This window comes from Tabrizicola sp., from assembly GCF_041913445.1.
Lineage (GTDB): Bacteria > Pseudomonadota > Alphaproteobacteria > Rhodobacterales > Rhodobacteraceae > Tabrizicola.
Window position 1 is genome coordinate 13,761 of the sequence record NZ_JAYSFG010000003.1, and the last position, 25,656, is coordinate 39,416.

Annotated in this window: 27 protein-coding genes and 1 pseudogene; 15 read left to right on the forward strand and 13 right to left on the reverse strand. The window is 65.1% G+C overall.

The genetic code is table 11. The features are described 5' to 3' along the window. Position 1 precedes the first annotated feature (1 nt). From ACE3Q6_RS04225 to rpsD, 5 genes are all read right to left on the reverse strand, one after another. Positions 2-922 carry a prephenate/arogenate dehydrogenase family protein gene (locus ACE3Q6_RS04225; RefSeq protein ID WP_374428884.1) on the reverse strand — a complete coding sequence of 307 codons (921 nt, stop codon included), beginning with the start codon at positions 920-922 and terminating at the stop codon, positions 2-4. Then, positions 919-2,004, reverse strand: coding sequence for a histidinol-phosphate transaminase (gene hisC, locus ACE3Q6_RS04230; protein WP_374428886.1), 1,086 nt, complete (start codon positions 2,002-2,004; stop codon positions 919-921). The genes ACE3Q6_RS04225 and hisC overlap by 4 nt, the downstream gene beginning before the upstream one ends. Before the next feature lie 312 nt (positions 2,005-2,316). Next, complete coding sequence (locus ACE3Q6_RS04235) at positions 2,317-3,732, reverse strand: homospermidine synthase (protein ID WP_374428890.1); 1,416 nt, start codon at positions 3,730-3,732, stop codon at positions 2,317-2,319. Between the two features lie 12 nt (positions 3,733-3,744). Further along, on the reverse strand, positions 3,745-4,281 hold the full coding sequence (locus ACE3Q6_RS04240) for a TIGR00645 family protein (RefSeq protein ID WP_374428892.1): 537 nt from the start codon (positions 4,279-4,281) through the stop codon (positions 3,745-3,747). Between the two features lie 73 nt (positions 4,282-4,354). Further along, positions 4,355-4,975, reverse strand: a complete 621-nt coding sequence (gene rpsD, locus ACE3Q6_RS04245; RefSeq protein WP_374428895.1) for a 30S ribosomal protein S4 — start codon at positions 4,973-4,975, stop codon at positions 4,355-4,357. 226 nt (positions 4,976-5,201) lie between these two features. Here rpsD and ACE3Q6_RS04250 point away from each other — a divergent pair, with 226 nt between their 5' ends. Then, complete coding sequence (locus ACE3Q6_RS04250; protein ID WP_374428899.1) at positions 5,202-7,046, forward strand: methyltransferase domain-containing protein; 1,845 nt, start codon at positions 5,202-5,204, stop codon at positions 7,044-7,046. A gap of 72 nt (positions 7,047-7,118) precedes the next feature. On the opposite strand, the gene ACE3Q6_RS04255 is transcribed toward ACE3Q6_RS04250, so the two are convergent. Continuing rightward, entirely contained in the window at positions 7,119-8,108 is a 990-nt protein-coding gene (locus ACE3Q6_RS04255) for an MDR family oxidoreductase (RefSeq protein WP_374428901.1), read from the reverse strand. A gap of 96 nt (positions 8,109-8,204) precedes the next feature. Here ACE3Q6_RS04255 and ACE3Q6_RS04260 point away from each other — a divergent pair, with 96 nt between their 5' ends. The 4 genes and pseudogenes from ACE3Q6_RS04260 to ACE3Q6_RS04275 all read left to right on the forward strand — a co-directional run bounded on the left by ACE3Q6_RS04260 (position 8,205) and on the right by ACE3Q6_RS04275 (position 10,688). Then, positions 8,205-9,092, forward strand: coding sequence for an NAD(P)-dependent oxidoreductase (locus ACE3Q6_RS04260; RefSeq protein WP_374428903.1), 888 nt, complete (start codon positions 8,205-8,207; stop codon positions 9,090-9,092). A 290-nt stretch (positions 9,093-9,382) separates the two neighbouring features. Then, positions 9,383-9,610, forward strand: a pseudogene (locus tag ACE3Q6_RS04265) (integrase); the annotation flags it as partial. 137 nt (positions 9,611-9,747) lie between these two features. Next, complete coding sequence (locus tag ACE3Q6_RS04270; protein ID WP_374428905.1) at positions 9,748-10,053, forward strand: MFS transporter permease; 306 nt, start codon at positions 9,748-9,750, stop codon at positions 10,051-10,053. Next, positions 10,053-10,688 (forward strand): class I SAM-dependent methyltransferase, encoded by a 636-nt coding sequence (locus ACE3Q6_RS04275; RefSeq protein WP_374428907.1) that lies wholly within the window; start codon positions 10,053-10,055, stop codon positions 10,686-10,688. Before ACE3Q6_RS04270 ends, ACE3Q6_RS04275 begins: the two co-directional genes overlap by 1 nt. A 138-nt stretch (positions 10,689-10,826) precedes the next feature. Here ACE3Q6_RS04275 and ACE3Q6_RS04280 read toward each other — a convergent pair whose 3' ends face one another. After that, positions 10,827-11,225, reverse strand: coding sequence for a RidA family protein (locus ACE3Q6_RS04280; protein WP_374428909.1), 399 nt, complete (start codon positions 11,223-11,225; stop codon positions 10,827-10,829). Between the two features lie 56 nt (positions 11,226-11,281). After that, complete coding sequence (locus ACE3Q6_RS04285; protein ID WP_374429668.1) at positions 11,282-12,118, reverse strand: alpha/beta fold hydrolase; 837 nt, start codon at positions 12,116-12,118, stop codon at positions 11,282-11,284. 350 nt (positions 12,119-12,468) lie between these two features. Here ACE3Q6_RS04285 and ACE3Q6_RS04290 point away from each other — a divergent pair, with 350 nt between their 5' ends. Next, a complete protein-coding gene (locus ACE3Q6_RS04290) occupies positions 12,469-13,419 on the forward strand; it encodes a LysR substrate-binding domain-containing protein (RefSeq protein ID WP_374428911.1) in 951 nt (316 codons plus the stop codon). A 30-nt stretch (positions 13,420-13,449) separates the two neighbouring features. On the opposite strand, the gene ACE3Q6_RS04295 is transcribed toward ACE3Q6_RS04290, so the two are convergent. Beyond that, positions 13,450-14,364 (reverse strand): AraC family transcriptional regulator, encoded by a 915-nt coding sequence (locus tag ACE3Q6_RS04295; protein WP_374428913.1) that lies wholly within the window; start codon positions 14,362-14,364, stop codon positions 13,450-13,452. Positions 14,365-14,460: 96 nt separating this feature from the next. Between ACE3Q6_RS04295 and ACE3Q6_RS04300 the strand changes: the two genes are divergently transcribed. Further along, positions 14,461-15,216: an SDR family oxidoreductase gene (locus tag ACE3Q6_RS04300; RefSeq protein WP_374428915.1), complete on the forward strand. Its 756-nt coding sequence runs from the start codon at positions 14,461-14,463 to the stop codon at positions 15,214-15,216. Positions 15,217-15,286: 70 nt separating this feature from the next. Further along, positions 15,287-16,225: an alpha/beta hydrolase family protein gene (locus ACE3Q6_RS04305; protein ID WP_374428917.1), complete on the forward strand. Its 939-nt coding sequence runs from the start codon at positions 15,287-15,289 to the stop codon at positions 16,223-16,225. A gap of 20 nt (positions 16,226-16,245) precedes the next feature. Here ACE3Q6_RS04305 and ACE3Q6_RS04310 read toward each other — a convergent pair whose 3' ends face one another. Next, entirely contained in the window at positions 16,246-16,821 is a 576-nt protein-coding gene (locus ACE3Q6_RS04310) for a TetR-like C-terminal domain-containing protein (protein WP_374428919.1), read from the reverse strand. A gap of 109 nt (positions 16,822-16,930) precedes the next feature. On the opposite strand from ACE3Q6_RS04310, the gene ACE3Q6_RS04315 reads away from it, so the two are divergent. Next, positions 16,931-17,368 carry a nuclear transport factor 2 family protein gene (locus tag ACE3Q6_RS04315; RefSeq protein ID WP_374428922.1) on the forward strand — a complete coding sequence of 146 codons (438 nt, stop codon included), beginning with the start codon at positions 16,931-16,933 and terminating at the stop codon, positions 17,366-17,368. After that, positions 17,368-18,201: an NAD(P)H-binding protein gene (locus tag ACE3Q6_RS04320; protein WP_374428924.1), complete on the forward strand. Its 834-nt coding sequence runs from the start codon at positions 17,368-17,370 to the stop codon at positions 18,199-18,201. The genes ACE3Q6_RS04315 and ACE3Q6_RS04320 overlap by 1 nt, the downstream gene beginning before the upstream one ends. 30 nt (positions 18,202-18,231) lie before the next feature. On the opposite strand, the gene ACE3Q6_RS04325 is transcribed toward ACE3Q6_RS04320, so the two are convergent. Beyond that, entirely contained in the window at positions 18,232-19,116 is an 885-nt protein-coding gene (locus ACE3Q6_RS04325; RefSeq protein ID WP_374428927.1) for a LysR substrate-binding domain-containing protein, read from the reverse strand. A 111-nt stretch (positions 19,117-19,227) separates the two neighbouring features. Here ACE3Q6_RS04325 and ACE3Q6_RS04330 point away from each other — a divergent pair, with 111 nt between their 5' ends. Together ACE3Q6_RS04330 and ACE3Q6_RS04335 are read left to right on the forward strand one after the other, a co-directional pair. Beyond that, complete coding sequence (locus ACE3Q6_RS04330) at positions 19,228-19,950, forward strand: SDR family oxidoreductase (protein WP_374428932.1); 723 nt, start codon at positions 19,228-19,230, stop codon at positions 19,948-19,950. An 8-nt stretch (positions 19,951-19,958) separates the two neighbouring features. Next, positions 19,959-20,261 carry an Atu4866 domain-containing protein gene (locus tag ACE3Q6_RS04335; protein WP_374428934.1) on the forward strand — a complete coding sequence of 101 codons (303 nt, stop codon included), beginning with the start codon at positions 19,959-19,961 and terminating at the stop codon, positions 20,259-20,261. Positions 20,262-20,322: 61 nt separating this feature from the next. Here ACE3Q6_RS04335 and ACE3Q6_RS04340 read toward each other — a convergent pair whose 3' ends face one another. Next, a complete protein-coding gene (locus tag ACE3Q6_RS04340) occupies positions 20,323-21,234 on the reverse strand; it encodes a LysR family transcriptional regulator (RefSeq protein WP_374428936.1) in 912 nt (303 codons plus the stop codon). Positions 21,235-21,397: 163 nt separating this feature from the next. Between ACE3Q6_RS04340 and ACE3Q6_RS04345 the strand changes: the two genes are divergently transcribed. Together ACE3Q6_RS04345 and ACE3Q6_RS04350 are read left to right on the forward strand one after the other, a co-directional pair. Continuing rightward, entirely contained in the window at positions 21,398-22,024 is a 627-nt protein-coding gene (locus ACE3Q6_RS04345; protein WP_374428939.1) for a glutathione S-transferase family protein, read from the forward strand. A gap of 55 nt (positions 22,025-22,079) precedes the next feature. Further along, positions 22,080-23,732 (forward strand): pyridoxamine 5'-phosphate oxidase family protein, encoded by a 1,653-nt coding sequence (locus tag ACE3Q6_RS04350; protein ID WP_374428941.1) that lies wholly within the window; start codon positions 22,080-22,082, stop codon positions 23,730-23,732. Positions 23,733-23,785: 53 nt separating this feature from the next. Here the strand turns inward: ACE3Q6_RS04350 and ACE3Q6_RS04355 are convergent, their stop codons facing one another. Beyond that, entirely contained in the window at positions 23,786-24,412 is a 627-nt protein-coding gene (locus ACE3Q6_RS04355) for a TetR family transcriptional regulator (protein WP_374428943.1), read from the reverse strand. Between the two features lie 89 nt (positions 24,413-24,501). Here ACE3Q6_RS04355 and ACE3Q6_RS04360 point away from each other — a divergent pair, with 89 nt between their 5' ends. Further along, a complete protein-coding gene (locus ACE3Q6_RS04360; protein ID WP_374429670.1) occupies positions 24,502-25,485 on the forward strand; it encodes an aldo/keto reductase in 984 nt (327 codons plus the stop codon). Positions 25,486-25,656 lie beyond the last annotated feature (171 nt).

Here is a 25,656-nt window from a genome sequence, read left to right on the forward strand (position 1 = left end):
CCTAGCCCTCTTTCGCGGGCGGCGCGGCCCGGCCGAAATCCGGCGCGGCGGTGTCCTGCCCGGCTTCGATGATCCCGCGACGGATCGCGCGGGTGCGGGTGAAATAGGCGTGCAGATGCTCGCCGTCGCCCATCCGGATCGCCCGCTGCAAGACGAACAGCTCTTCGGCAAAGCGGCCAAGGATGTCCAGGACCGCGTCCTTGTTGGTCAGGAACACGTCGCGCCACATCACCGGGTCGCTGGCGGCGATCCGGGTGAAGTCGCGGAAACCGGCGGCAGAATACTTGATGACCTCGGACTGCGACACGCGGCGCATGTGGTCGGCCACGCCCACCATCGTATAGGCGATGGCATGAGGCACGTGGCTGACCACGGCCACCACCAGGTCATGGTGCGCCACATCCATCGTGTCGACCTTGGCCCCCATCGCCTCGATCAATTCCCGCAGGCGGGCAAGCGCTTCGGGGTTGCAATCCTCGGCCGGCGTCAGCAACCACCAGCGGTTCTGGTAAAGGCTTGCGAAGCCCGACCGCGGACCGGAATATTCCGTCCCCGCCATCGGGTGGCCTGGAATGAAATGCACGCCCTTCGGCAGGTGCGGCGCCACCGCGTCCACGACTGCCTGCTTGACCGACCCCACGTCGGTGACCGTCGCGCCCGGCTTCAGGTGCGGGCCGATCTCCCCGGCGATCGCGCCCATCGCGCCGACCGGTACCGCCAGCACCACCAGGTCCGCGCCCTTTACGGCTTCTGCCGCACTGTCGCAGACCCGGTCGCAGAACAGCTCCTTCGCCACCGCCCGGGTCTCGGCCGACTTGGCGTATCCCACGATCTCACCGGCCAGCCCGCCCGCCCGCATCGCATGCGCCATCGAGGACGCGATCAGCCCCAGGCCGATCAGGGCGACGCGGCCGTAGATCATTTCACACCCTTGAACTGCGCCACGGCATGGGCGACCTGGCGACAGGAGGATTCGTCGCCGATGGTGATCCGCAGGCAATGCGGCAGCTTGTAGCCCGCCACCCGGCGCACGATCAGGCCCTGCTTCTGCAGGAAGGCATCGCAGGCCTCGGCCTCTTCCTGGCTGGCGAAGCGCGCCAGGATGAAATTGGCCATCGAGGTGTCGGAGGGCACCCCGATCTCGGCCAGCGCATTGGCGAGCCAGGACCGCATCCGGGTGTTCTCGGCCCGGCACTTCGCCACGAAATCCTGATCGCGCACGGCCGCCTCGGCCGTCTCCAGCTGCGTGGTCGACAGGTTGAACGGCCCGCGGATGCGGTTCAGCACGTCGATCACGTGTTTCGGGCCATAGCCCCAGCCGATCCGCAGCCCCCCAAGGCCGTAGACCTTCGAGAAGGTCCGCGTCATCACCACGTTGTCGCGCGCATCGACCAGCGCCGCGCCACCATCGTAGCCCTCGACATATTCCGCATAGGCCCCGTCCAGAACCAACAAGGCCTGCGGCGGCAGGTTCTCGGCCAGCCGCGCGATCTCGGCGCCCGAGATCATCGTGCCCGTCGGGTTGTTCGGATTGGCGATGAAGACAAGCTTCGTGCGCCGGTTGCAGGCCGCCAGGATCGCGTCGACATCCGCCGTCCGCTCGCGCTCGGCCACCTCAACCGGCGTGGCGCCCACCGCCATGGTGGAAATCCGGTACATCAGGAACCCGTGCTCGGTGAACACCACCTCGTCCCGCGGCCCGGCATAGGCCTGGCAGAGGAAGGTGATGATCTCGTCCGACCCAGCCCCGCAGATGATGCGGGACGCATCCAGCTTGTGCACCTCGGCAATCGCCGCGCGCAGGTCGGCGTGATCGGTGTTCGGATAGCGGTGCAGAGAATGGACGGTGCGCCCGAAGGCCTCTTTCGCCTTGTCCGACGGGCCGAACGGGTTCTCGTTCGACGAGAGCTTCACGACATTCGCCACACCCGCCACATGCGCCTTGCCGCCCTCGTACAGGGCGATATCAAGAATGCCTGGCTGCGGCTTGATCTGGTCGTTCATCTGGCCCCCCGGGAGTCGACGCCCCGTTTACCCGGCAAAGCCCCGCAAGGCCAGAGGGTTCCACCCGGAGCAGACGTGGATAAGCGGAGCGCTGACGCGCAAGTCTTTTGTCTCGTCGTCGGCCTGCGCCTCCTCCTCGGAGTTGCCTCCGGCGGGGATATTTGAAGACATGAAATGGCCAATCCGCATATCATGTCGAAAAATATCCCAGGGGTTTGGGGGCAGCGCCCCCATCAGCCGAGGAGGAGGGGTGCCAAGCCCCGACGACGAGACAAAAGACTTGCGCGCCAGCGCTCTGCCAAACTGACCCGGTCAGACCGCGAGGAAGTTGGTGAACTGCCAGGGATCCTGATCGTCGCGGTCCTCGGCGAAGCTGTTGATCCGGTTCTGGATCGGGGTCCAGTCGGTGTAGTGGCACTCGATCGACCCAAGGTAGGGACGCTGGACCTCCAGGCAACGGACGTGGTCCATCTCGTCGGCCTCGACGAAGCCCTCGTTCGGATTCTCCGCCGCCCAGACCATCGCCGCCAGCACCGCACTGGTCACCTGCATCCCCGTCGCGTTCTGGTAGGGCGCCAGCCGCCGCGCCTCCTCGCAGGACAGCCGCGAGCCGTACCACATCGCACCCTTGGCATGGCCGTAGAGGAAGACCCCCAGGTCGTCGCCCCCCGCCACGATCTCCTCGGCCGTCAGGATGTGCTGCTCCGGCTGGCGCTTTCCGGCCCCGTTCATCTCGTGCAGCGACAGGATCGCGTCGTTGCAGGGGTGGTAGGCGTAGTGGCAGGTCGGGCGGTAGACGGCCTTCGCCCCCTCCCAGACCGTGTAATAGTCCGGGATCGACAGCGCCTCGTTGTGGGTGATCACATAGCCGAACTGCGGGCCCACATCGGGGCACCAGGACCGCACCCGCGTATCCGCGCCGGGGCGGTCGATCCAGATCGCATAGCCCGGCCCGTGGTCGAAGGCATGCCCGTGCGGAGGCAGCTTCTTCTCATGCGTGCCCCAGCCCAGCTCCGCCGGCTGGTAGCCCTCGGACAACAGCCCATCCACCGACCAGGTGTTCACGAAGACCCCCAGCGGCTTGGCCTTTGCCGAGACCTGAGTATCCCGCTCCGCCACGTGGATCCCCTTGACCCCCAGCCCCTGCATCAGCCGCGCCCAGTCCTCGCGGCCCTTCGGATCGGCCTTGACGCCAGTATCCGAGGCCAGCCGCAACAGCGCCTCTTTCAGCAGCCAGCTCACCATCCCCGGGTTCGCCCCGCAGCAGCTGACCGCCGTCGGACCGCCCACGTAGGCCTTACCCAGCTCGCGCACCCGTTCCCGCAGAGGATAGTTCGTCCGGTCCGCGTTGGGCAGCGACGAGCCGAAATAGAACCCCGGCCAGGGTTCCACCACCGTGTCGATGTATTGAACCCCCATCTCCTGCGCGAGCTTCATCAGTTCGATGGAATCCACGTCCACCGACAGGTTGACGATCATCCCCTGCCCCGTCGGGAAGAGGCTGCGCAGGACGTTGGCAAAGTTCTCCTCGGTCAATGCCACCTGCAGATGCCGGATGCCGTGGTCCCGCAGGATATGCGCGTGATCCGCCAAAGGCTCGATCACGGTGAACCGGCTCCGGTCAAAGTCGATGTGCCGCTCGATCAGAGGCAACACGCCGCGGCCGATCGATCCGAAGCCGATCATCACCAGCGCGCCCTCGATCCGGGCGTGGCGTTGGTTCAGCATGGGTAGCTCCTTTCAGGACTTGTAGGCCTTGGCCTGCAGGTAATCCATCAGCGCCATCAGGACGCCCGAGACCACGAAGGTCAGGTGGATCACCACCAGCCAGAACATCTCGGACTGCCCGAAGGCCACTGCCGTGTCGATGTCCCGGATCTCCATGAACTTCTTCAGAAGGTGGATCCCCGAGATCGCCACGATCGAGGCGATCAGCTTCATCTTCAGCCCGCCGAAGTCGACCTTGCCCATCCAGCCCGGCCGGTCGGCCCCCGCATCGAAATCGAACTTCGACACGAAATTCTCATACCCCGAGAACAGCACGATGAGCAAAAGGTTCGCGGCCAGCGTCAGGTCGATCAGCGTCAGCGCCGCCAGGATCATGTCCTCGGCCGTCAGATCCAGCACCTGCGGCAGGTAGTAGAACAGCTCGCGCACGAAGATCACCGTCATCATCCCCAGGGCCACCACCAGCCCCAGATACATCGGCGCCATGAGCCAGCGGCTTGCGAAGAGACCCCGCTCGAACCGGTTCTCGATCGAAGGCTTATCTGACATAACCTGCTCCACTCGCTGAATGCAAAAGGCCCGCCAGATGTGGCGGGCCCCTCTCTGCCGACAAGGGGCAGGATCAGTTCTTCGCGTAGTATTCGACGACCAGGTTCGGTTCCATCTGGACCGGGTAGGGCACGTCGCCCAGGCCCGGAGTGCGGACGAACTTGGCGGTCAGCTTGTTGTTGTCGACTTCCAGATAGTCCGGAACGTCACGCTCGGTCAGAGCGATGGCTTCCGCGATGGCGGCCATCTGGCGCGACTTCTCGCGGACCTGGATCACGTCGCCTTCCGACACGCGGTAGGACGCGATGTTGACGCGCTTGCCGTTCACCAGGACGTGGCCGTGGTTGACGAACTGGCGAGCGGCGAAGATGGTCGGGACGAACTTGGCGCGGTAGACCACCGCGTCCAGGCGGCGCTCCAGGAGGCCGATCAGCATCTCGCCTGTGTCGCCGCGCACGCGCTCGGCTTCGCCATAGATCTTGCGGAACTGCTTTTCGGTCAGGTCGCCGTAGTAGCCCTTGAGCTTCTGCTTGGCGCGGAGCTGCGTCCCGAAGTCCGACAGCTTGTTCTTCCGGCGCTGGCCGTGCTGGCCCGGGCCGTACTCGCGCTTGTTGATCGGGGACTTCGGACGGCCCCAGATGTTCTCGCCCATGCGGCGGTCGATCTTGTACTTGGCAGAGGTGCGTTTGGTCACCGCTGATCTCCTTCTATGTTACGAAGGGCGTTGTCCTTTGGTCTATCGACCCGACAGGCATCCCCTTGCGGGGGCCACCAACACCAATGAAAAGCCCCGGAATCGCTTCCGGAACGGGCGGCTTATACGGGCTCCCACGCCCGAGTCAACCACCCTCGACACCGCGACCAGGGACCGGCCTGCCTGTCGCACGATCCGGCCGACGGAAGCGAAATCTGATTGCTCGGTGCTTGTTCACCACTATCGCTCGTCCGGCCACTATCAATGGGTTCCTCGCTTGTATGTGGTCGCGAGGCCCGCGAAACTTGGGAAAGCACTAGACAGGAACGGCCCGCACATGCCCGGATTTCTGAAACGCCTGCTCAATAGACTTCGGCGCCCGGTCACCCATGTGACGCCGAATGACGGACCGGTCCTGGAAAGCATCGGCCTGTGCATGGTACGCAATGAGCAGGATATCATCGAGCCGTTCTTGCGGCACAATGCCCGCCTTCTCGATCTGGTCATCGTTCTGGACAACTGTTCGACCGACGACACCCGATCCATCGCCGTCGCAACCGCGCGCGACCTTGGCAACGTCCTTGTGACCGATCTTCCGGACCGGGCTTACAATCAGTCGGCGACGATGAGCCGGATGTTGCGCTGTGCGCAATCGGCCGGATTTGCCCGGCATGTCTTCCTGCTTGACGCGGACGAATTCCTGACGGCAACGGACCGCGGTGACCTTGCCACAAAGCTGGCCGTGATCCCTTCGGGGGCCAGCGGGCTTATGCCGTGGAAGACACTGATCCCCGATCCGTCCCTCTCCGAAAGCGAACTTCCGGACCCGATCCAGCGCCTGACGCACTGTCGCAGGGTCGAAACCCCACAATTCCATAAGGTGGTGCTCCGGCTGGACGGTTCGCTTGATCCGAGACTCGTCGTGGCCCAGGGCAACCATTCGCTTCGGGACGGCGAGGGCAGGCCGTTTCCATCCGTGACCCTGGACGCTCTGCCCTTGCTGCACATGCCGTTGCGGTCGGCCAATCAGCTTCTGGCGAAGGGGGTGGTGGGCTGGAAGGCGAATGAAGCCCGGCCCAAGAAGAAACGTGGTGAGGGATTTCAGTGGAAGCACCTGCACGACATTGCCCTGTCGGGTGAGACCGTGGATTCCCACCGCGTGACGCAAGAGGCCATGGACTATGCGCAGGACGAGAAGGGCCGCTCATTCCTGACGGATGCCGATGGCATCCAGCATGGAATTAGCCTGGAACGGAAACATTCCGATGGAACCTTCCGACCGGCCCGAGACCTGATCGCTCAGGCCGAGGCGGCGGCGTCATCGGCACCCTTCGTGCTGCCTCCGGCACCCGGAACGGCCGTTGCGTCCACGAACGTGGAACATGCCTTCGATGTGGCATGGCACTGGGAAAACCTCTTTCTCGATGAACCCTTCATTCGGGCGGCCCTGGATCTGATCGCTCCAGATTCCGTGCTTGATCTTGGCTGCGGCAGCGGCCTTTATCCCCTGCTCTATCGGCATTTCGGGGTGGAAGACATCCTTGGCGTCGACGGGCTGGAGCCGGACGCCACGGTTCTCGACGCCATGTCATACAGGAAGGCCGATCTCCAGAGACCGTTCGACGCCGGGCGCAAGTTCGACCTTGTGGTCTGCCTTGAAGTGGTCGAGCACTTGAACCCCCAAGCGACCAACGTGATCCTAGATTCGATCGTGCGCCATGCCAGGGATGACGGGACGATCCTCTTCTCGATGGCCGAGCCTGGGCAGCCCGGAAATGGCCATATCAACTGCCTCGGGATGTCCGAAGTCCTGGACCTGTGGGCTGCACGGGGCTGGTTTCCGCATGTCGCGCAAACGCTTGGGCTTAGGGCGATTGCATCCATGTCCTGGTTCCGGCGGAATACGCTGATCCTTCGCCGTGGGTCTGACGACAATCGGGGCGAGCTGCTGCGGCGGATCGGGCAGATGCCTTTCATCTGGTACGGACAGGCCCCTGGCCACCGCAAGGTCGCGTTCGATGAGCCGTATCCCAAGCTGAATTCGGCCTACGGCATCCGGCCCACCCCTTAACAAACCCCTAACGCCCACAGCTAAACCATTGGAATCCTTTGCGGTCTCCACCCTGTCCTGCGTGGACGGGCCTCAGCCGTTCACATCCACCACCACCCGGCCCTGCACGCCCCCCTTCAGGATCGCCGCCCCAAGCTCCGGCAGGTCCTCCAGCCGCGCCGGCCGGACCATCGCCTCCAGCTTCTCCATCGGCAGGTCCGACACCACCCGCCCCCAGGCCTTAACCCGCCGCTCAAAAGGAACCGTCACGGAGTCGATCCCCAGCAAATTCACCCCCCGCAGCAGGAACGGGATGACCGAGGCCGGCAGCGCCGCCCCTCCCGCCAAGCCCACCGCCGCGACCGAGGCCCCGTACTTCATCTGCCCCAGCACCCGCGCCAGCATCGCGCCGCCCACGGCATCGACGCAGCCCGCCCAGGTCTCGCTCTCCAAGGGCCGCTTCACGGTCTCCGCCAGCTCCGCCCGCGGCACGATCCGCGTGGCCCCCAGGTCGCGCAGATACCCCTCCGTCTCAGCCCGCCCCGTCACCGCCGCGACCTGGTAGCCGAGCTTCGCCAGCAAGGCGACCGCCACCGACCCCACGCCCCCTGCCGCGCCCGTCACCAGCACCTCGCCCTTGGCAGGCGCCAGCCCATGCTCCTCCAGCGCCATCACCGCGAGCATCGCCGTGAACCCCGCCGTCCCCACCGCCATCGCCTGCCGAGTGGTCAGGCCCGACGGCAGCGGCACCAGCCAGTCCGCCTTGACCCGCGCCTTCTGGGCATAGCCGCCCCAGTGGACCTCCCCCACCCGCCAGCCGGTCAGCACCACCTTGTCGCCCGGCTTGTAGCGGGCATCTTCCGACGCCTCGACCACCCCCGCGAAGTCGATTCCGCCGACATGCGGCCAGCTCCGCACGATGCCTCCGCCGTTCGGCGACAGAGCCAGCCCGTCCTTGTAGTTCAGCGTGGAATACTCAACCGCCACAGTCACATCCCCCGCCGGGAGCGCGCTCTCGTCCAGCTCGCGGACATGAGCGACAGCGGCATCGCCTTCCTTCTCCAGAACCAGCGCGCGGAACATGAGGACCTCCCTTTTGACAGACCCCAACTCCGCCCCGCCCCGAAGGGATTGTCAACCCGGCCCCCCTGCGCCACCTTCACCGGAAAGGAGACCCCAATGACCCAGGAACACATCGGCTTCATCGGCACCGGCCTGATGGGCCACGGCATGGCGAAGAACATCGTCGAGAAGGGCTACCCCCTCACCGTAACCGCCCACCGCAACCGCGCGCCCGTCGATGACCTGATCCAGCGCGGCGCGACCGAAGCGAGCATAGAAGACCTCGCCGCCCGGTCGACCATCATCTTCCTGACCCTCCCCGGCTCGCCCCAGGTGGCCGAGGCCGTGGGGCGGATGACCCCCCACCTGAAACCCGGCAGCGTGATCATCGACTGCTCCACCTCCGACCCCACCGTCACCGAACGCCTTGCCACCGACTTTTCCGCCAAGGGCATCCACTTCGCCGACGCCCCCCTTGGCCGCACCCCGAAAGAGGCCTGGGCCGGCACGCTCGACTGCATGGTCGGGGCCGAGCCGGAGGTCTTCCAGCGCATCCAGCCCGTCATCGCCACCTGGGCGGGGAAGATCGTCCATATCGGCCGGGTGGGCGACGGCCACCGGATGAAGCTTCTGAACAACTTCCTGTCGCTCGGCTACGCCGCGATCTATGCCGAGGCGCTGGCTTTGGCGTCAAAGGTCGGCATCTCCACCGCCACGTTCGACAGCGTGATCCGCGGCGGCCGGATGGACTGCGGCTTCTACCAGACGTTCATGGGCTATGCGGTGGAAGGCAACCGCGAGGCGCACCGCTTCACGCTCACGAACGCCTACAAGGACCTGCGCTACCTGGAGAGCATGGCCAACGCCGCCACCGTCACCACCACGATGGCGAGTGCGGCAAAGAACAGCTTTGCGTCCGCGATGGCGCAAGGCGGGACGGGGCCAGAGGACTATGTGCCCCACCTGACGGATTTCGTGGCTAGGGCGAATGGGGTGGAGCGCTAACCTCTTCCCTGGCAGGTGGACTTGCCCGCATGTGTCACCCGAACTGTGGCGCGCCAGAGGGTCAGCCCGACAAGCATCGGCGATTGTCCGTCCACGGCCGTCGCCTGTTCGTGAGCTGATCGGACGGAACCTCCACGCCCTTTGACCGCTTTCCGTCCAAAGCGGTCGTTTGCTGACGTAGGGCGACGTCTGCTCTCCGCCCGGCGCCCCAACTGCTGGCCCAAACGTGGTATCCTGTGGTCGTCGGCATGACCGAAGAAGGGTGGGCCCGGTGGACAGGAGGTATACTCATGCCCGTCGATTTTCTCCCCGCCCTTAGTCCTGCTCGCGTTGCCTGGAACAAGGACCGCATCATTGGTCAGAAACGCCCACTCCTGCCCCGGCACGTCTGGTCTATCCGGGTCCGCCTCAAGATGGCGGGCGACCCGCGCGACCTCGCGCTGTTCAACATGGCCGTGGACAGCAAGCTTCGCGGCTGCGATCTCGTCGCCCTGCGGGTCCGGGGCGTGTTCGCCGCCTGACGGGTCGAGGAACGCGCCTCGATGATCCAGAGCAAGACGGGCAAGCCGGTCAGCTGCTCTGCGGCAGCTTCCTCCTGATCCAGGCAATCCTGCCGGGGCTTGCACGAGACCGCCTGTGGCCATTGCGGACGGGGATGCTGGCAGCAGGCGTGGCGATGGGTCTGACGATCACCGCAGTGATGCAGTTGGGCATGTCCGGCTTGACAAGGACGCTTGCCGGGACAGGGGCCGGAGCGATCCACACCATGCAGCAAATCTGCATGGCGGCCTCGATTGCGCTGAGCTTTGCTGTCTACGGGCAGACTCTCGAAACCCGGTCAGAGCTTGGGGCTGCCTCCGCGATGATGTGGCTGCAGATCGGTTCGACAGGCACGGCGGCGCTGCTGGCTCTCGGTTTGCTGGGTCAGCACGCCATTCATCGCGGAAAGGCAAAAGCATGATGACCGATCACCATCCGGACCCTTCGGCGTTCTGGGAGGAGTTCTACCGGACCAAGCGCACGTCATCGGGCGGTCGTGCCACCGGCGCTCTCCAGCGGATCGCGGATCGGCTGACGCCGGGCCTGGCCTTGGACCTTGGTTCTTCGCATGGGGATGACGTGATCTGGTTGGCCCAGCAGGGCTGGCAGGCGCGCGGATGCGATATCTCCGCTACCGCTGTTACTCGGGCCCGTGCCCGCGCTGCGGCGCTCGGCCTGGAGCAGCAAGTGCAGCTCGAGCAGCGTGATCTCTCGGTCTCTCTGCCCGAGGGAGAGTTCGACCTGATCACCGCGCTCTATCTGCAATCCCCCGTCGCCCTGGCGCGCGCCACGATCCTTGGACAGGCGGCCCGACAGCTGCGAAGCGGCGGCCATCTTCTGGTCCTCTCGCATGCGGCCCCGCCGCCGTGGAGCCGGGACGCAAAGCCCTCGACCATCTTTCCCACCGTGGCGGAGGAAATGGCAGCCATTGGCGCGCCCTCGCGGGACCTTGAGGTGATCACGGCCGAGGTCGTCACGCGTGCGGCGCGTGGTCCGGAGGGCACCGAGGCGACGCTGGAGGACAACCTCGTGTTGGTCAGAAGAGTGCTGGCGTAGCTGATTCTCAAGCTGCAGGGGACCTGCGGAAAGCAATGGCGGGCTGACAGGCAGCGGGGGCCTGAGCGAGGACATGCGCGGCCGGCACAGGGGGCTGCGCCGGCCGCTGTTCGCAAAGCGCGAGGGGCCTCCTCGGGCCTATGCCGCTTCTGGCAGACGCGCGATCACCTTGATCTCGAAATCGAAGCCGGCGAGCCAGTTGACGCCTACGGCGGTCCATGTCGGGTGGGGAGCCGCCGAGAAGTACTTGTCTTTCACGGGCATGATCGCCCCGAACTGCGTGTCGGGATCGGTGTGGAAGGTGGTCACATCGATGACGTCGTCGAAGCTCGCCCCGGCTGCCGTCAGCACGGCTTCGAGGTTCTGGAAAGCCAAGGCAACCTGCAACGCGAAGTCTGGCTCGGGTGAGCCGTCCTGCCTGCTGCCGACCTGGCCGGAGACGAAGAGGAGATCGCCACTGCGGACAGCGGCAGAATAGCCATGCGCTTCGTAAAGCGCATGACGGTTGGCGGGGAAGATGGCGTTTCGTTGTGTCATGGTTCGTATCCCTTGTTGCCTTGAGGTGTGTGCGAAGAAGTCGTTCGGTGTCCGGCTCAACCGGTGACGAAGGCCAGCAAGTCGGCGTTCAGCACATCGGCGTTCACCGTCAGCATGCCGTGGGAGTAGCCCGGATAGGTCTTGAGCGTCCCATTGGGCAGGAGCTTGACCGCCTTCAGGGCCGACGCCGCGATCGGGACCACCTGATCGTCCTCACCATGCATCACCAGGGTCGGCACGGTGATCGCCTTCAGATCCTCGGTCTGGTCGGTCTCCGAGAAGGCTTTGATCCCGTCATAATGCGCCTTGGCGCTGCCCATCATGCCCTGGCGCCACCAGTTCTGAATCACGCCCTCGTGGACCACGGCGCCGTCGCGGTTGAAGCCGTAGAAGGGGCCCGCGGGCACGTCCCGGAAGAACTGCGCGCGATTGGCGGCGAGCGCCGCGCGAAAGCCGTCGAAGACCTCCAGCGGCGTGCCTTCGGGATTGGCGTCGGTTCGCAGCATCAGCGGCGGGATGGCGGCGACGAGAACTGCCTTGGCCACGCGGCCAGCCGGTCCGCCGTGCCGGGCAACGTAGCGCGCCACCTCGCCGCCACCGGTTGAATGACCGATGTGGACTGCGTTCCTCAGATCCAGTGCCTCTGCGACGGCGAAGGCGTCTGCGGCGTAATGGTCGATATCATGCCCCTCGGCCACCTGGCTGGAGCGGCCGTGACCGCGCCGGTCATGGGCGACGACGCGGTACCCCTTTTCCAGGAAGAACAGCATCTGCGCGTCCCAGTCGTCCGAGCTGAGCGGCCAGCCGTGATGGAAGACGATGGGCTGGGCGTCTTTCGGGCCCCAGTCCTTGTAGAAGATCCGCACGTTGTCGTCCGTGGTGATGTAACCCATTGAGGTTGCTCCGGTTATGAGGTCGAGGGTTGAAGGATCGGCGGCATGCGCGGCGCCAGGCGGAAGGCCGGCGCCTGCGACGAGTGCCGAGGCCGCGATCAGTGCGCCACGACGGCTGAGCGCCGTGCGCTGTGCAGGGGGTGAAGACATCTTTCGGCTCCATTGGTTTGGGGAAGGGGCGGGTGCGGCCGGCGTTCGAGTTCCTGGCCTTGGTCGCTCCGACGTTTGCAGGCGGGGTCGGATCTCGCGGCAGTGTGCGTCGCGATCCGGGTGAATGTGTTCAGGGCGTGCGGATGGCGTTAGTCCGGCGCCGCTTGCTTTTGCTTCAACGATCCGTTGAAGATCGGGGGATGGAAACGCTCTCGAACCTTGAAGCCTTCGTGCGGAGCGCTGAGTGCCGCAGCTTCTCCGAGGCAGCCCGAAGGCTGGGGCTCACGCCGGCAGCGGTCAGCCGCAACGTCGCCATTCTGGAACGCAATCTGGGCGTCCGGCTTTTCTATCGCTCGACGCGTGGGCTGAAGCTCACGGAAGCGGGGGAGAGCTTTCTTGCGTCGGTCGGGGATCCACTGGACCGTCTGCAGGGCGCGATTTCGGCCGTCGCAGCCCACGGACCAAAACCCGCAGGCACTCTCAAGCTGAGCATGCCGCCCTCGTTCGGGGTGGAGCATGTGCTGCCGCTCCTGCCGGGGTTCCTCGCGCGCTATCCCTTGATCCGGGCCGAATGGCACCTGGAGAACCGCGTCGTCGATCTGGTCGCGGAAGGTTACGATGCCGCGATCGGCGGCGCGATCGAGCTGTCGCCTGGCATGGTTGCGCGAACGCTTGCGCCGCTCCACGTCGTCGCTGTCGCTTCCCCGGCATACATGGCGGGCCGGACCGCTCCCAGCGATCCGACCGGACTGTCCGACTTCGCCGGTATCGCAATGCGCGTGCTGCGGACCGGCCGCATCCGGCACTGGACCATGCGCAATGCCGCCGGGCGCGAGATGCCGGCAGCGCTTGCTGAGACGGTGGTGCTGAACGAGCCGATTGCGATCCGCGAGGCCGCGCGCCTTGGACTTGGGGTGGCCCTTCTTGCAGTGACGGAGGTTTTGTCCGATCTGGAAGACGGCCGCCTGATCCGCCTGTTGCCGGACTGGTACGCCGATGCGGGTGGCGTCTCGGTCTATTACGCCTCGCGAAGCCTACTGCCGGCCAAGACGCGCGTTTTCATCGACTGGATCGACACGGCCTTCCGGGAGAACCGGCTGGCCGAACGCTTCAGCGCCCAGCCGCACGGGCGCCCTTCGCCAAGCGCCTAGCGCCACAGGCGAGTGGGGTAAGCAGACCCCCTACGCGCTCATTTGCCGTTCTGCGAACCGCCCGGGCGAAATCCCCTCATTGCGCAGGAAGGCCATCGCGAATGCGCTGGCCGAGCCATAGCCGACCCGATGCGCGATTTCCGCGTTCGTCAGCTCGCCGCGCATCAGGAGGTCCCGCGCGACCGCCAATCGCCAGGCTCTCGCGTATTCCATGGGCGAGCAGCCGAGCGCGGACTTGAAACTTTCGAAGAAGGCGGAGCGTGACATCCCGGCCTCGCGGGCCAGACCGTTCACGCTAAGGGAGCTGTCCGTGGCTTCGTGGATCCGGTGCAGCGCGACGGCAAGTCTGGGGTCGGACAATCCGCGCAAGAGCCCCGGCGGACGCTCTGGGCCATCGCTCGACCGCAGCGCCTCGATCATCAGCACTTCCAGCAAGCGTTCGAGTATCATGGCGCGGGCAGCCCGGTCGGCACGTGTCTCGTCGTGAATGAGCCGCACGAGCGCGGTCAGACGGTCTTGTCCGGACACGTGGATCATCTGGGGAAGCAGGGACAGCAACAGGGTTCTGTCTGGCACGTCGAATCGGCAATGCCCGACAAGGGCCTGCATTTCGACCGGGCTATCTGTCGGGCCAAGGCGAAATACGCCCGGACCGGTCTGAAGCGGCCAGCGCGCAGCACCCTGCGGCGGCGGGACTTCGCTGGTCAGCGTGAAGCTGTCCAGCGCGGGGACCATCACGAAGTCCCCTGCCTCCAGCATGATCGGCGCATGGCCCTTGACCGTCAGACGCGCGCGCCCTTCGACAATCGCAGCGTAGAACGGGTTTGCCATGTCGGTCCGGTCGACCTGCCAGCGTCCTCCGGCCACGACCCACTTCGAGATGTCCGGGCGCGGTTTGAGCAGGGCTACGATGCTGGACAACGGGTCTGGTGTAAGGTTGGCCATGAATCCGGACTTCCGATGAATCATCTCGGATCCCGGAATATAGGGAGTCCATCGGCGCGGGTCTATCTCCCGGTTTCACAGATTTGGAGAGACATCATGCCCCGTATCCTCATCACCGGCTGCTCCTCGGGCTTCGGACAAGCCATAGCCGCGCGCTTCCTGCACGAAGGTTGGGAGGTCATTGCGACGATGCGGACGCCGGATCCCACGGGATTGCCAGCCTCGCAACGCCTTCGCATCCTTCCGCTCGACGTGACGCAGCCGTCGAGCATCGCGGCAGCGCTGGCAGAAACTGGTCCCGTCGATGCCTTGGTCAACAACGCCGGGGTCGGGATGCTGAACGTGCTGGAAGGCGCGGAACCTGACAAGGCGCGGGAGCTTTTCGAGATCAATGTGCTGGGCACGATGGCGATGACCCAGGCAGTGATGCCGGCCATGCGCGCGCGTCGAAGTGGGGTGATCGTCAACATCAGCTCCAGCGTCGCGCTGCGCCCGTTCCCTGCATTGTCGATCTACTCTGCCAGCAAGGCGGCGGTGAATGCCTTTACCGAAAGCTTTGCACTTGAAGCCGCCGAGTTCGGCGTCCGGGCACGTCTGGTCCTGCCTGGCAGCGCGCCGGAAACCTCCTTCGGCAAGAATGCCGTGGAGAGGATGGGGATGGATGTGCCTGCGGCCTACAGCGCTTTCGTCCAGGCCTACTTCCAGTCACTGCGGAGTTCGACCGAGAAGACATCGGCCCGCGACGTGGCGGACGCGGTCTGGCGCGCCGTCACGGATGTGAACGCCCCGATGATCCTGCCCGCCGGGGCCGATGCCGAGACCCTGTTCAAAGCCGCACGCACCGCAGCCTGATCTGCCTGCTGCGTCGCACTGGCCAAGCCGCCCGGCCCGCCTGCTCTGGCCGCTTTCGGAGAATTCAGGAATGAACCGACTTATCGACCTTGCGCGGCATCTGCCGACGCCCGACCCCGCACTGACCATTGCCTACACACCGATCCGGCTTGCCCTGCCGGACCGCCCCGCACTGGAGCTTCGTCTGACCGCTCCGGCAGAGGGTCGTGACCTTCCGATCGTGCTTTTCTCGCACGGGTTCGGGCCGTCCAACTACATTCCCTCCAAGGACGGATACGCCCCGCTTGTTCAGTTCTGGGCGGAACGTGGGCTTGCCGTCATCCAGCCGACGCATGCCAGCTCTCGCGTCGGCGGGTTGGGGCCGGAGGAACCGGAAGCGCCCTTCTACTGGCGCGAAAGGGTGGCGGAAATGCGCGCGATCCTGGACCGTCTGGACGAGGTAGAGCGACAGGCGCCCGCTGTGGCGGGGCGGCTGGACCATGACCGGATCGCGGTGGCCGGTCACTCGTTCGGCGGTCACACTTCGGCGCTTCTGCTTGGAGCACGGCTGAATGGGGAAGATTTCGCGGACCCGCGCATCGGGGCTGGCGTGCTTCTGGCAGCGCCCGGTCGGGGCGGGGACACCCTCACGCCCGAGAGCGCCGCGCGTTTTCCCTTCTTCGATGTGGATTTCAGCACGATCCACACGCCGCTGCTTGTGGTTTGCGGAGCCGAGGACGATCCGCACTTCACCCCGCGTGGACCTGACTGGCATGCCGATGCCTTCACCGACGCCCCGGGCGCAAACGCCCTGCTGACCATCGCGAAGGTCGGGCATGGCCTTGGGGGCATCGCCGGCCTGGACGCCAAGGAAACCGAGGCCGAACTGCCCGACGCGCTGGAAGCGACGCGACGCCTGACATTCGCCTGGCTTGCCAGGAGTCTTGGTATCGACCCGGAGCCGTGGGACGGGGGGAGAGCCGCCCTTGAGGGCGCAGCCGCAGACCTGGCAACTATAGCCGAGCGATAAGGCGACTTTGCGGTGGCAAATCAAGTACGTCGCTGGCGGCACGAACTCTGCAATGCCGCAACGATTGCGACTGCCTCGGCCGCGAGTTGGCCGCGCGTCGGCGTGACCCCCAGAACCACCATGCGCCAGTAGAGTGGTGCGGGAAGCAGATCCAGCGCCAGATCACGGTCCACGTCCTCGTCCAATTCGCCCCGAGCTATCGCGCGGTCCAGAATGACCTGCGCCTGCGCCCGGCGCGCTGCGGCCACCCGCGTGTTCAGGTCCCGCATCGCCGGAGATCGCGCCGCCTCGGCGTGAAGATCGGGCAGGATGCGGCGGATCATGGGGTGGCGGAGGACCGCTCTCAGACGGGTCAGGAAGGCCAGGACATCGGCCTGAAGGCTGCCACGATCCTCGGGCATGGCCATCTTCAGCCCCAACGCCATAACCGCCGCTGCGGCGAAGTCGTGGTGCGTCGAGAAACGACGGTAGATCGCCGCTTTGCCCGCGCCCGCCCTGGCGGCAACGCGTTCAAGGCTAATGGCGGCAAAGCCGCGTTCAGCCCATTCCGCGAAGAAAGCACGATAAAGGGTATCGGTCAGCTCCGCGCTTTGCACGGCAGCCCCGGACGGTTTTCGGCCGGATTTTTGGACGGAACGGTTGCGTTCCAACGAAAGCCTCCTATATCGTCGATACGATACCGTTCCATCCATATGAGGTCCCTCCATGGCTGACAAGTTCGATAGTTTCTCTGACCTGCTCCGCGCCGCACTGGGCGACAAGCTGGCATCAGCGGACGGGATGCTGGACCTTTTCGCCGACGATGTCGTCTTCGAGTTCCCCTATGCGCCTGAAGGATTGCCAAAGCGGCTGGAGGGCAGGGCGGCCCTTGCGGCGCACTTGGCGAGGATCGGCCCTTTGCTCAGCTTCGGGACCATGGAGCTGGATAATGCCCACGCTGCTGGTGAAACGGTGGTTGTCGAATTCTCCTGCACCGGACAGGGCAGCGCAACGGGGGTCCCGTACAACCAAACCTATGTTTCGGTCGTGACCCTGCGAGACGGACGCATTGCGCACTACCGCGACTACTGGAACCCGCTGGTCGTGTTGGCGGCCCTGGGCGGCACCGAGGCTGCCGCCGCCGCCTTTGCAGGGGCAGCCTGATGAGAGTTGAGCGGGTCCTCATCACTGGAGGGAGGGGCAAGACAGGCCGTCGCCTGGCGTCCCGTCTGACTGCGGCCGGCATCGACGTGGTGACCGGAACGCGCATACCCGTTGGCCCCAAAGACAGGCGCTTCGATTGGGCAGATCCGGCTTCGGCGTCGGCTTTTGAAGGATGCGATGCGGTCTACCTCGTCGCGCCGACGGACCGCACCGACCACCTGGCGGTCATGCAGCCTTTGCTGCGGGAAGCCATGCGCCAAGGCGTCCGGCGGTTCGTTCTGCTCAGCTCGTCGCTTCTAGATCCCGGCGGTCCCATGATGGGTGAGGTTCATGCCTGGCTGGCGGAAAGCGCGCCCGACTGGGCGGTTCTGCGGCCATCCTGGTTCATGCAGAATTTCTCGGAAGGGCCGCATGCCGCGACGATACGGGAGGAAAGGGTCATCTACAGCGCGACGGGCACCGGGCGCGTCGGCTTCATTGATGCCGAGGACATCGCCGCCTCGGCGGCTGCAACGCTGGTTGTCCAAACGCCGCTCAATTCCGACATCGTGCTGACGGGGCCGGACGCGTTGAGTTACGACGATGTCGCCGCGACGATCTCAACGGCTATTGGCCGACCGGTACGCCACCTGTCCCTCGACCCGGCCGCCTTGACGGATCGTTTTGTGAAACAGGGCCTTCCGCCTGACTATGCCAGGACGCTCGCAGATCTCGATTTGGACATCGCGGCCGGGGCGGAAGATTACACGACGCAGGGCGTCGCCCAGTTGACCGGCAGGCCCGCGACCTCCTTCCGCGCATTTGCGAACGGCGTCATCGAGACATGGAAATGATCGATGCCCGTGCCTTTTCAGCACCGTTGATCAGCCTTCGACGCGCCACCGGCGAACGTGGTCGACCAGCGCCCGAAGTTTGGGTGCCATGTGCCTGCGCTGCGGAAAGTAGAGATAGAAGCCGGGAAACGGCGGAAGGTAGTCCTCCAGCAACGGGACCAATGCGCCGCTTTCGAAGTGCTCCCGCATGCAGTCCCGCGGCGCAAAGGTGATGCCGCCGCCCGCCAAAGCCACGCGCAACATCAGACGCAGGTCGTTGGTCGTGACCTGCGGATCGACCATGACGTCGAAGGGCTTTCCGTCCTCTTCGAATTCCCATCGCCAAGGGGCGGTGTTCGGACCGGGCCGCCAGCCGATGCAGCGATGCCTCAGAAGATCCTTCGGATGATCCGGTGCGCCGTGCTGCGCAATGTAGCCGGGTGAAGCCGCCGCCACCTCAGTTTGCTGACCGCTGACGGGCACGGCGATCATGTCCTGCTCGATCACCTCGCCGAGGCGAACGCCTGCGTCGTAGCCATGCTCGACGATGTCCAACTCGTCGTCCGTCACTGTCACGTCAACCGTGACCTTGGGATGCGCCTCCGAGAAGCGCGCCAGCAAGGGCCCCGACAGGAAGTCTTCGGCGATGGAGGTGACGGCCAACCGAAGCCTTCCACTGGGAGCGTCCGAATTCACTTCAAGGGCGTCCTGGACCGCCCCCATCGGCGCGCGCAGGCTCTCCACCAGCCTCTCCCCGGCTTCCGTCAGACGGACCGCGCGGGTGGTGCGCATGACCAGTTGCAGGCCCACGGCATCCTCCAGCCGACGTATGCCCTGGCTGACAGCGGATCGCGTGACGCCAAGCCGATCCGCGGCGGCGCGGAAGTTCCGCTCCTCGGCAACGGCCAGCAGGAGCGGCAGCAAGTTCAGATCCATCCGCGCCTCCATTGTCGAGCAATGCTAACCAACAAGTCCAACAGTTGCGCAATACCGTTTACGGCGCCCCGCGTCCATGTTCGCCCGGCACGAACTGAAACGGAGAAAGTCATGGACAAGGTCATCCTGATAACCGGAGCCTCCAGCGGCATCGGAGAAGGCATCGCGCGCGAGCTTGCGGCCCGGGGCGCCAAGGTCCTGATGGGCGCACGGCGGACGGATCGGCTGGATGCAATCGCCGCGGACCTGCGCGGCAGCGGTGGCGAGGTCGCGACGTGGTCGCTCGACGTCACGGACATTGGGTCGATGCAGGAGTTTGCGCAAGCAGCCCTCAATTTGTGGGGCCGCATCGACGTTCTTGTGAACAACGCTGGCGTCATGCCCCTCTCGCCCATGTCCGCGCTCAAGTTCGACGAATGGGACCGGATGGTGGACGTGAACATCAAGGGCGTCCTGTGGGGGATTGGTGCTGTCCTGCCAGTCATGGAACGGCAAGGTGAGGGGCAGATCATCAACATCGGCTCCATCGGCGCATTGCAGGCCTCGCCGACGGCGGCCGTCTATTGCGGCACCAAGTTCGCGGTTCGCGCGATCTCGGACGCGCTTCGCCAGGAAAGCAGCGCCATCCGCGTGACCTGCGTCAACCCGGGCGTGGTGGAGAGCGAACTGGCCTCCAGCATCACCCACGAACGGACGCGGGAGCTGATGGACAATTACCGCGCCATTGCGCTTGCGCCCGCCGACATAGCCCGCGCCGTGCGCCAGTTGATCGAAGCCCCGGCAGGCGTCGACACGACCGAGATCACCATCCGTCCCACCGCATCCGCAAACTGAGGCACATCATGGAAAAGTCGATCATGCTTACCGCCGCGCTTCTGGCAATCGGGGCCGAGTTCGCGCCAGGCACTTCCCCGCACCCCTATGTCGGGATGTGGGTGACGGCCGACAACCGCATCCGTCACGAACTGCTGCCCAACGGTCGCTACGTAGAGGCCCGAGGCGACAGGGAGCGCGCCTATGAAGGTCGCTACGAGATCACGGGCACGCATATCGAGTACTGGGACGACAGCGGCTTCACCGCCGACGGCGAGTTCGTCGAACCAAACGTGCTGCATCATGCCGGAATGGTCTTGTACAGGAAGTAGACTTCCGCAGTAGCTACACTCGACACCGGTCGGCCCCTTGTCTGCGGGCCGACCGGACGTCCTAGTCGTTCAGGACGGACAATCCCCGCAACCTGTCCCGGGCGAAGTCCAGAAAACTGCGCAGTTTGGCTGTCACACGGCGGCCCTCCTGGTGGACAAGATGGACCGGCATCGGTTCGGGTTCGAAGCCCTCCAGCACCGTTTGCAGGGTGCCGGCCCGCAGATCCGGCGCGATCTGGTAGGACAAGGCGCGCGTCACCCCCCAACCCGCCCGCGCCAGGTCCAGGGCCGCACCGACGTTCGAGATGACGAGACGGGGCTTCAACCGGACGATGTCGCCCCGGTCCTTCCCAAACCGCCAATCGGCGTAGGGTGTGACGCCGCCGATCGAGATGATCTTGTGACGGGCCAGGTCTGCCGGTGTCTTGGGGACTCCATGTGCCCCGAAGTAGTCTGGTGTCGCGCAAACCACCCGGCGCACCTGGCCGACCCGCATGGCCATCAGTCCGGAGGGCGGCAGATCGCCGATGCGCAGGCCAACATCGATGCCTTCTTCCACCAGATTCACGATCCGGTCGACCGTCAGCAGGTCCGCCGACACATCGGGATAGGCATCAAGGTAATCTGCCAGGATGGGGGCGACGTGGATCCGCCCGAACTCGACCGGGGCCGTAATCCGCAAATGGCCCGTGGGCCGCGCTGCGGTGCCGGACGCCAGGTCGTCGGCGGCCTGCAGATCGGACAGGATGCTGCGCACCTCCTCCAGGTAGTCCCGGCCCACGTCCGTCAGCCGAACCACCCGCGTCGTACGGGTGAAAAGCCGCGCGCCGAGGCGCTGCTCAAGATCGTTCACGCCGCGTGTGACGGACGGAGGGCTTAGGCCCGTCACGCGCGCGCCGCCGGCAAAGCTGCCCGTCTCGGCAACGGCCACGAACAGCTCCAGCATCTGTATCCGGTCCATCGATAGTTCCATGAAATGGAATAGTGAATTCCAAGATCGCAGTATTCTTCCTGAATGGCAAAGGATTTAGCTTGCTGCAGTGCAAGGGACAGCTCGGTAACCTGACTGTCCTTCTCCTCGATCAACAGCCCGTCGGAGCCACCCGTGCCGGTGGCCGTTTGGAAGGACTCAATCAATGACCACCCCGATCAAACTCTACCGCAACCCCAAATCCGGCCACTGCCACCGGGTCGAACTGATGCTGGCCTTTCTGGGCCTTCCGTACCAGACCATCGACCTCGACATGGCAAACGGGGCGCACAAGGCGCCCGCCTATCTCAGGCTCAGCCCGTTCGGCCTGGTCCCGGCGATCGACGACGGCGGCTACACGCTCTCTGACAGCAATGCGATCCTGGTATACCTGGTGCAGACCTATGCCAAAGGTACGCACTGGTTGCCGGAAGACGCGAGAGATGCTGCCGAGGTCCAGAGATGGCTGACCGTGGCCGCTGACAACGTCTTTTCCGGTCCTTGCGCCGCGCGTCTGGTCAAGGTCTTCGGCACCAGCCATGATCATTCTGCCGCGGTTGCAAAGGCACATGACCTTTTCAAGGTCATGGATGCGCATCTTGCGGACCGGGAATGGCTGGCCACCGACCGGATCACGATCGCCGATGTGACCTGCTACAGCTATATCGCGCACGCTCCGGAGGGCGGCGTTGACCTGGCGCCATACCCGAATGTCAGCGCGTGGCTGAAGCGTATCGCATCGCAGCCTGGTTTCGTCCCGATGGCCACGTCCCCGATCCCGGAACTGGCCTGAGGATCGAGCTGCGCCGGGACCGCGAACACCGGCGCGCTTCTCAAGGAGCCGCGAGATGAACTCGATCGATGTCCCCAACCCCTTCCACGACGGCGAGCGCGCCGCTCAGGCCCTTGCGGGCGTGGGTGACATGGCGGCGCGTGTCGGCAGCTTCATCCGTGACTATCTTCCCGAACAGCACCGCGCGTTCCACAGCTCATTGCCGTTTCTCGTGGTCTCGGGCGGGGACGCGGAAGGGAGGACCTGGGTCACGCTGGTCGAAGGGGCGGACGGCTTCGTCGCCTCCCCCGACCCGCGCCGCATCACGCTCGACACCGTGCTTGCGCCCGACGATCCGCTTTCAGCGACATTCGAGAGAGGCGCCGATATCGGCGTCTTGGGGATCGAGCTGGCCACGCGTCGCCGCAACCGCTTCAGCGGTCATGTCCAGCCTTCTGGCAGCGGCTATAGCGTCGACATCCGCCAGACGTTTGGAAACTGCCCGCAATATATCCACGAACGCGCCGTCACCCGGGTGGACAGATCACCCGGCGTGGCCAAACGGTCAGACAGCCTGACCCGGGACCAGATCGCGCGTATTGCCAGTGCCGACACGCTCTTCATCGGCAGTGGCCATCCCGAGGCATCGGGCAATGCGCGCGGATACGACACCAGCCACCGCGGCGGCGCGCCGGGCTTTGTGCGTGTGGACGGTCCCAACCGTCTGCTGATCCCGGATTATGCGGGCAACAACTTCTTCAATACCATCGGCAACCTAGTGGCGGACCCTCGCGTGGGCCTTCTTTTCGTCGACTTCGATACGGGGGGGCTCCTGCACGTCACGGGGCGCGCGAGGATCGACTGGTCGCCGGACGCGGCCGCCGAGCCGGACGCGCGGCGCATGATCGAGGTCGACGTCGAGGCAGTGATCGAGCGCCCCGGTGCCGTATCGCTGCGCTGGACCCGGATGGATCACCTGTCGCGGCGGCTGAGGGTCGCCAGGAAGGTCCGCGAAAGCGAAGACATCACGTCCTTCTACCTGCTCCCCGACGATGACCGCCCGCTCGAGATGTTCAAGGCCGGACAGCACCTTCCGATCGAGGTGCAGATCCCCGGCCAAAGGGGGACCACCAGACGGTCATATTCGCTTTCCGGGCCCCCGCAGGACCGCCGGTTCTACCGCATCAGCGTGAAGCGCGAGGACAAGGGTATCGTGTCACGGTTTCTGCACGACGACGCCCACGAGGGGAGCTTCCTATGGGCGCAGGCGCCCTCTGGCGACTTCGTGGCGCCTGGCCAGGACTGCCCGCTGGTTCTGGTCAGCGCTGGCGTAGGCCTTACCCCGATGCTGTCCGTCCTCTGGGAGAATGTAAGCCGGAACAGGACTGTCTGGTACGTCCACAGCACGCGAAACGGCGCGACCCACGCGCTTCGGGATGAGGTGGAACGCCTTGTCGAAGCAAACCCGAAGCTGCGCAGACATGTGTCATACAGCCAACCCCGGGCCACCGACCGCCCGGGCGTGGACTACGACAGGACGGGCAGGATTACCGCGCCGGATCTGCTCGCACTCGGGGCAGGTCCGCAGGCGCATTACCTGCTGTGTGGCCCGGCAACATTCCAATCCAGCCTCCAGCGCGGGCTGGAATTTCTTGGCGTTCCAGAAAGCCAGATCCATCAAGAGAGCTTCGGACCCGAAGGTCAGACCGCCACGACTGAGAGCGGCTGAGGTGCTCCAAAGTGTCAGCCGGCATGACCCGTGTCAGATCGTTATCTACCCGTTCAACGCGCGGAACTCTCATCGCGCGTGGTCGTTGGGCGCAGCGCCACGAATGCCGCGTCCAGCTTGTCGCCGAGGGACGCGACCGGGCCGGGGGCAAAGTGGGCCAGCGCGACGTCCAGGCAGGCGAGCGATGCGTGGATCAATGCGTCTGCCTCGAGGCGTCGGGTGTCGGCACCACCGAGGCGGCGCGCGATCTCCGGGCCAAGACCGGACGCCCAAGCCATATGCTTTTCAAGCGTATGGGCCCGCAGGCTTGCAGTGCCGTGGATCACACGCATGGTTCTAGCCGCGCCGTCCGGGTCGCGGTCCACGTTTTCGACGAGGACGTCGAAACCGCGGCGAAGCGATACCCAGACATCCTCACCTTGCGGGCGGGACTTCACGATCTCGATTATCCTCTCGCCGAAAGCGGCGTGCCCGGAGACGACGATGTCCTCTTTCGTCGCGAAGTAGCGGAAGAGGCTCCGCCGCGAGATGCCGGACGCCGATGCGATCTCGTCGACTGTCACCCCATCGAACCCCTTTTGGTCGAACAGGTTCAGCGCACTCTCGACAATGGATGTGGCGACTGCATCGGCCTTTATCGCCCTGAGTGAGCGGCCGGAAGAAGCGGACGTGCTCTGCATTGACACTCCATGCCGATCTTGGCACTAAGTGCCAAATCTGATACAGAATGCCAGATTAAGCACATCCCGCTAAGGAGACAATCGTGATCATGGACCGTCAGCAGGCCATCCTGCCTCGTCGCAAGCTCGGCCGGGAGGGCCCGGAAGTGTCCGCCCTCGGCTATGGAGCAATGGGCATCACCGAGTTTTACGGACCGGACAGCACCAACGACGCCATCAGGACAATCAGGCGTGCCCACGAGATCGGTGTAACATTCTTCGACACTGCCGAGATGTATGGCTGGGGCCAGAACGAACGTGTCGTGGGGAAAGCACTTGCGCCGGTGCGGGACGACGTCGTGATCGCCACCAAGTTCGGCTGGACGCGCGATTATGCCTACGACAGCCGGCCGGAGCACATCCGCGAGGTCTTGGACAACAGCCTGCTTCGCCTCGGCGTGGACCATGTCGACGTGCTGTACCAGCATCGCGTCGATCCCGAGGTCCCGATCGAGGATGTGGCGGGGACAGTGAGGGACCTGATCGCGGAGGGAAAGGTCGGCCATTTCGGGCTCAGCGAGGCGGGGCCAGAGACCATCCGTCGCGCCCATGCGGTCCAGCCGGTGGCGATGCTGCAGACCGAGTATTCGCTCTTCGAACGGGATGTCGAGCGACTGTTTCCCGTGCTCAGAGAGCTCGGCATCGGCTTTGTGCCATACGCGCCTCTCGGCCGCGGCTTTCTGACCGGGACGGCCAAGCCGGCGGACCAATACGACAAGAGCGACATGCGCAGCTTCGATCCACGCTGGCAGCCCGGCGTCTTTGAAAAGAACGTCGAGGCGGTGCGTCAGCTTGAAGACTTCGCCAAGGAACGTGGCGCGAAGGTGTCGCAACTGGCCTTGGCTTGGCTGCTGGCCCAGGGCGACGACATCGTTCCCATTCCCGGCACGCGCAGCATTGCGCGCCTTGAGGAGAACGTCGGCGCTGTCCGCTTGGAGCTCACCGCGCACGACCTCGAACGGATCGGCGAGATCCTTCCGGCCGGCGGGTTCGGTGCGCGGTACCCCGATGCGGTAATGCCGGAGTGGACGTGAGCCCAGGGCGCGGGATGCCCTTCAGCTTGTACTGGCATCATCTGGATCTGGCGCACTTGCCTTCCACCCGTTCAACGGGACACTTCTGCTGGCGGGTTCGCTTGTCTTCCTGCTGAAGGTTGCGCGTCGCCGGTCAGCGCAGAGCGAGTGCAATTGACCCAAACGAGCGTG

What these genes read in the sequence shown, in the direction of transcription:
- ACE3Q6_RS04360 (WP_374429670.1), top strand. Translation starts at nt 24,502, where the DNA reads ATGGACCGTCAGCAGGCCATCCTGCCTCGTCGCAAGCTCGGCCGGGAG.
- ACE3Q6_RS04295 (WP_374428913.1), bottom strand. Translation starts at nt 14,364, where the DNA reads ATGGCCAACCTTACACCAGACCCGTTGTCCAGCATCGTAGCCCTGCTC.
- ACE3Q6_RS04225 (WP_374428884.1), bottom strand. Translation starts at nt 922, where the DNA reads ATGATCTACGGCCGCGTCGCCCTGATCGGCCTGGGGCTGATCGCGTCC.
- ACE3Q6_RS04305 (WP_374428917.1), top strand. Translation starts at nt 15,287, where the DNA reads ATGAACCGACTTATCGACCTTGCGCGGCATCTGCCGACGCCCGACCCC.
- ACE3Q6_RS04355 (WP_374428943.1), bottom strand. Translation starts at nt 24,412, where the DNA reads ATGCAGAGCACGTCCGCTTCTTCCGGCCGCTCACTCAGGGCGATAAAG.
- ACE3Q6_RS04255 (WP_374428901.1), bottom strand. Translation starts at nt 8,108, where the DNA reads ATGTTCCGCGCGCTGGTTCTGGAGAAGGAAGGCGATGCCGCTGTCGCT.
- ACE3Q6_RS04235 (WP_374428890.1), bottom strand. Translation starts at nt 3,732, where the DNA reads ATGCTGAACCAACGCCACGCCCGGATCGAGGGCGCGCTGGTGATGATC.
- hisC (WP_374428886.1), bottom strand. Translation starts at nt 2,004, where the DNA reads ATGAACGACCAGATCAAGCCGCAGCCAGGCATTCTTGATATCGCCCTG.
- ACE3Q6_RS04335 (WP_374428934.1), top strand. Translation starts at nt 19,959, where the DNA reads ATGGAAAAGTCGATCATGCTTACCGCCGCGCTTCTGGCAATCGGGGCC.
- ACE3Q6_RS04280 (WP_374428909.1), bottom strand. Translation starts at nt 11,225, where the DNA reads ATGACACAACGAAACGCCATCTTCCCCGCCAACCGTCATGCGCTTTAC.
- ACE3Q6_RS04350 (WP_374428941.1), top strand. Translation starts at nt 22,080, where the DNA reads ATGAACTCGATCGATGTCCCCAACCCCTTCCACGACGGCGAGCGCGCC.
- ACE3Q6_RS04260 (WP_374428903.1), top strand. Translation starts at nt 8,205, where the DNA reads ATGACCCAGGAACACATCGGCTTCATCGGCACCGGCCTGATGGGCCAC.
- ACE3Q6_RS04240 (WP_374428892.1), bottom strand. Translation starts at nt 4,281, where the DNA reads ATGTCAGATAAGCCTTCGATCGAGAACCGGTTCGAGCGGGGTCTCTTC.
- ACE3Q6_RS04325 (WP_374428927.1), bottom strand. Translation starts at nt 19,116, where the DNA reads ATGGATCTGAACTTGCTGCCGCTCCTGCTGGCCGTTGCCGAGGAGCGG.
- ACE3Q6_RS04300 (WP_374428915.1), top strand. Translation starts at nt 14,461, where the DNA reads ATGCCCCGTATCCTCATCACCGGCTGCTCCTCGGGCTTCGGACAAGCC.
- ACE3Q6_RS04330 (WP_374428932.1), top strand. Translation starts at nt 19,228, where the DNA reads ATGGACAAGGTCATCCTGATAACCGGAGCCTCCAGCGGCATCGGAGAA.
- ACE3Q6_RS04290 (WP_374428911.1), top strand. Translation starts at nt 12,469, where the DNA reads ATGGAAACGCTCTCGAACCTTGAAGCCTTCGTGCGGAGCGCTGAGTGC.
- ACE3Q6_RS04315 (WP_374428922.1), top strand. Translation starts at nt 16,931, where the DNA reads ATGGCTGACAAGTTCGATAGTTTCTCTGACCTGCTCCGCGCCGCACTG.
- ACE3Q6_RS04285 (WP_374429668.1), bottom strand. Translation starts at nt 12,118, where the DNA reads ATGGGTTACATCACCACGGACGACAACGTGCGGATCTTCTACAAGGAC.
- ACE3Q6_RS04270 (WP_374428905.1), top strand. Translation starts at nt 9,748, where the DNA reads ATGCTGGCAGCAGGCGTGGCGATGGGTCTGACGATCACCGCAGTGATG.
- ACE3Q6_RS04320 (WP_374428924.1), top strand. Translation starts at nt 17,368, where the DNA reads ATGAGAGTTGAGCGGGTCCTCATCACTGGAGGGAGGGGCAAGACAGGC.
- ACE3Q6_RS04345 (WP_374428939.1), top strand. Translation starts at nt 21,398, where the DNA reads ATGACCACCCCGATCAAACTCTACCGCAACCCCAAATCCGGCCACTGC.
- ACE3Q6_RS04340 (WP_374428936.1), bottom strand. Translation starts at nt 21,234, where the DNA reads ATGGAACTATCGATGGACCGGATACAGATGCTGGAGCTGTTCGTGGCC.
- ACE3Q6_RS04275 (WP_374428907.1), top strand. Translation starts at nt 10,053, where the DNA reads ATGACCGATCACCATCCGGACCCTTCGGCGTTCTGGGAGGAGTTCTAC.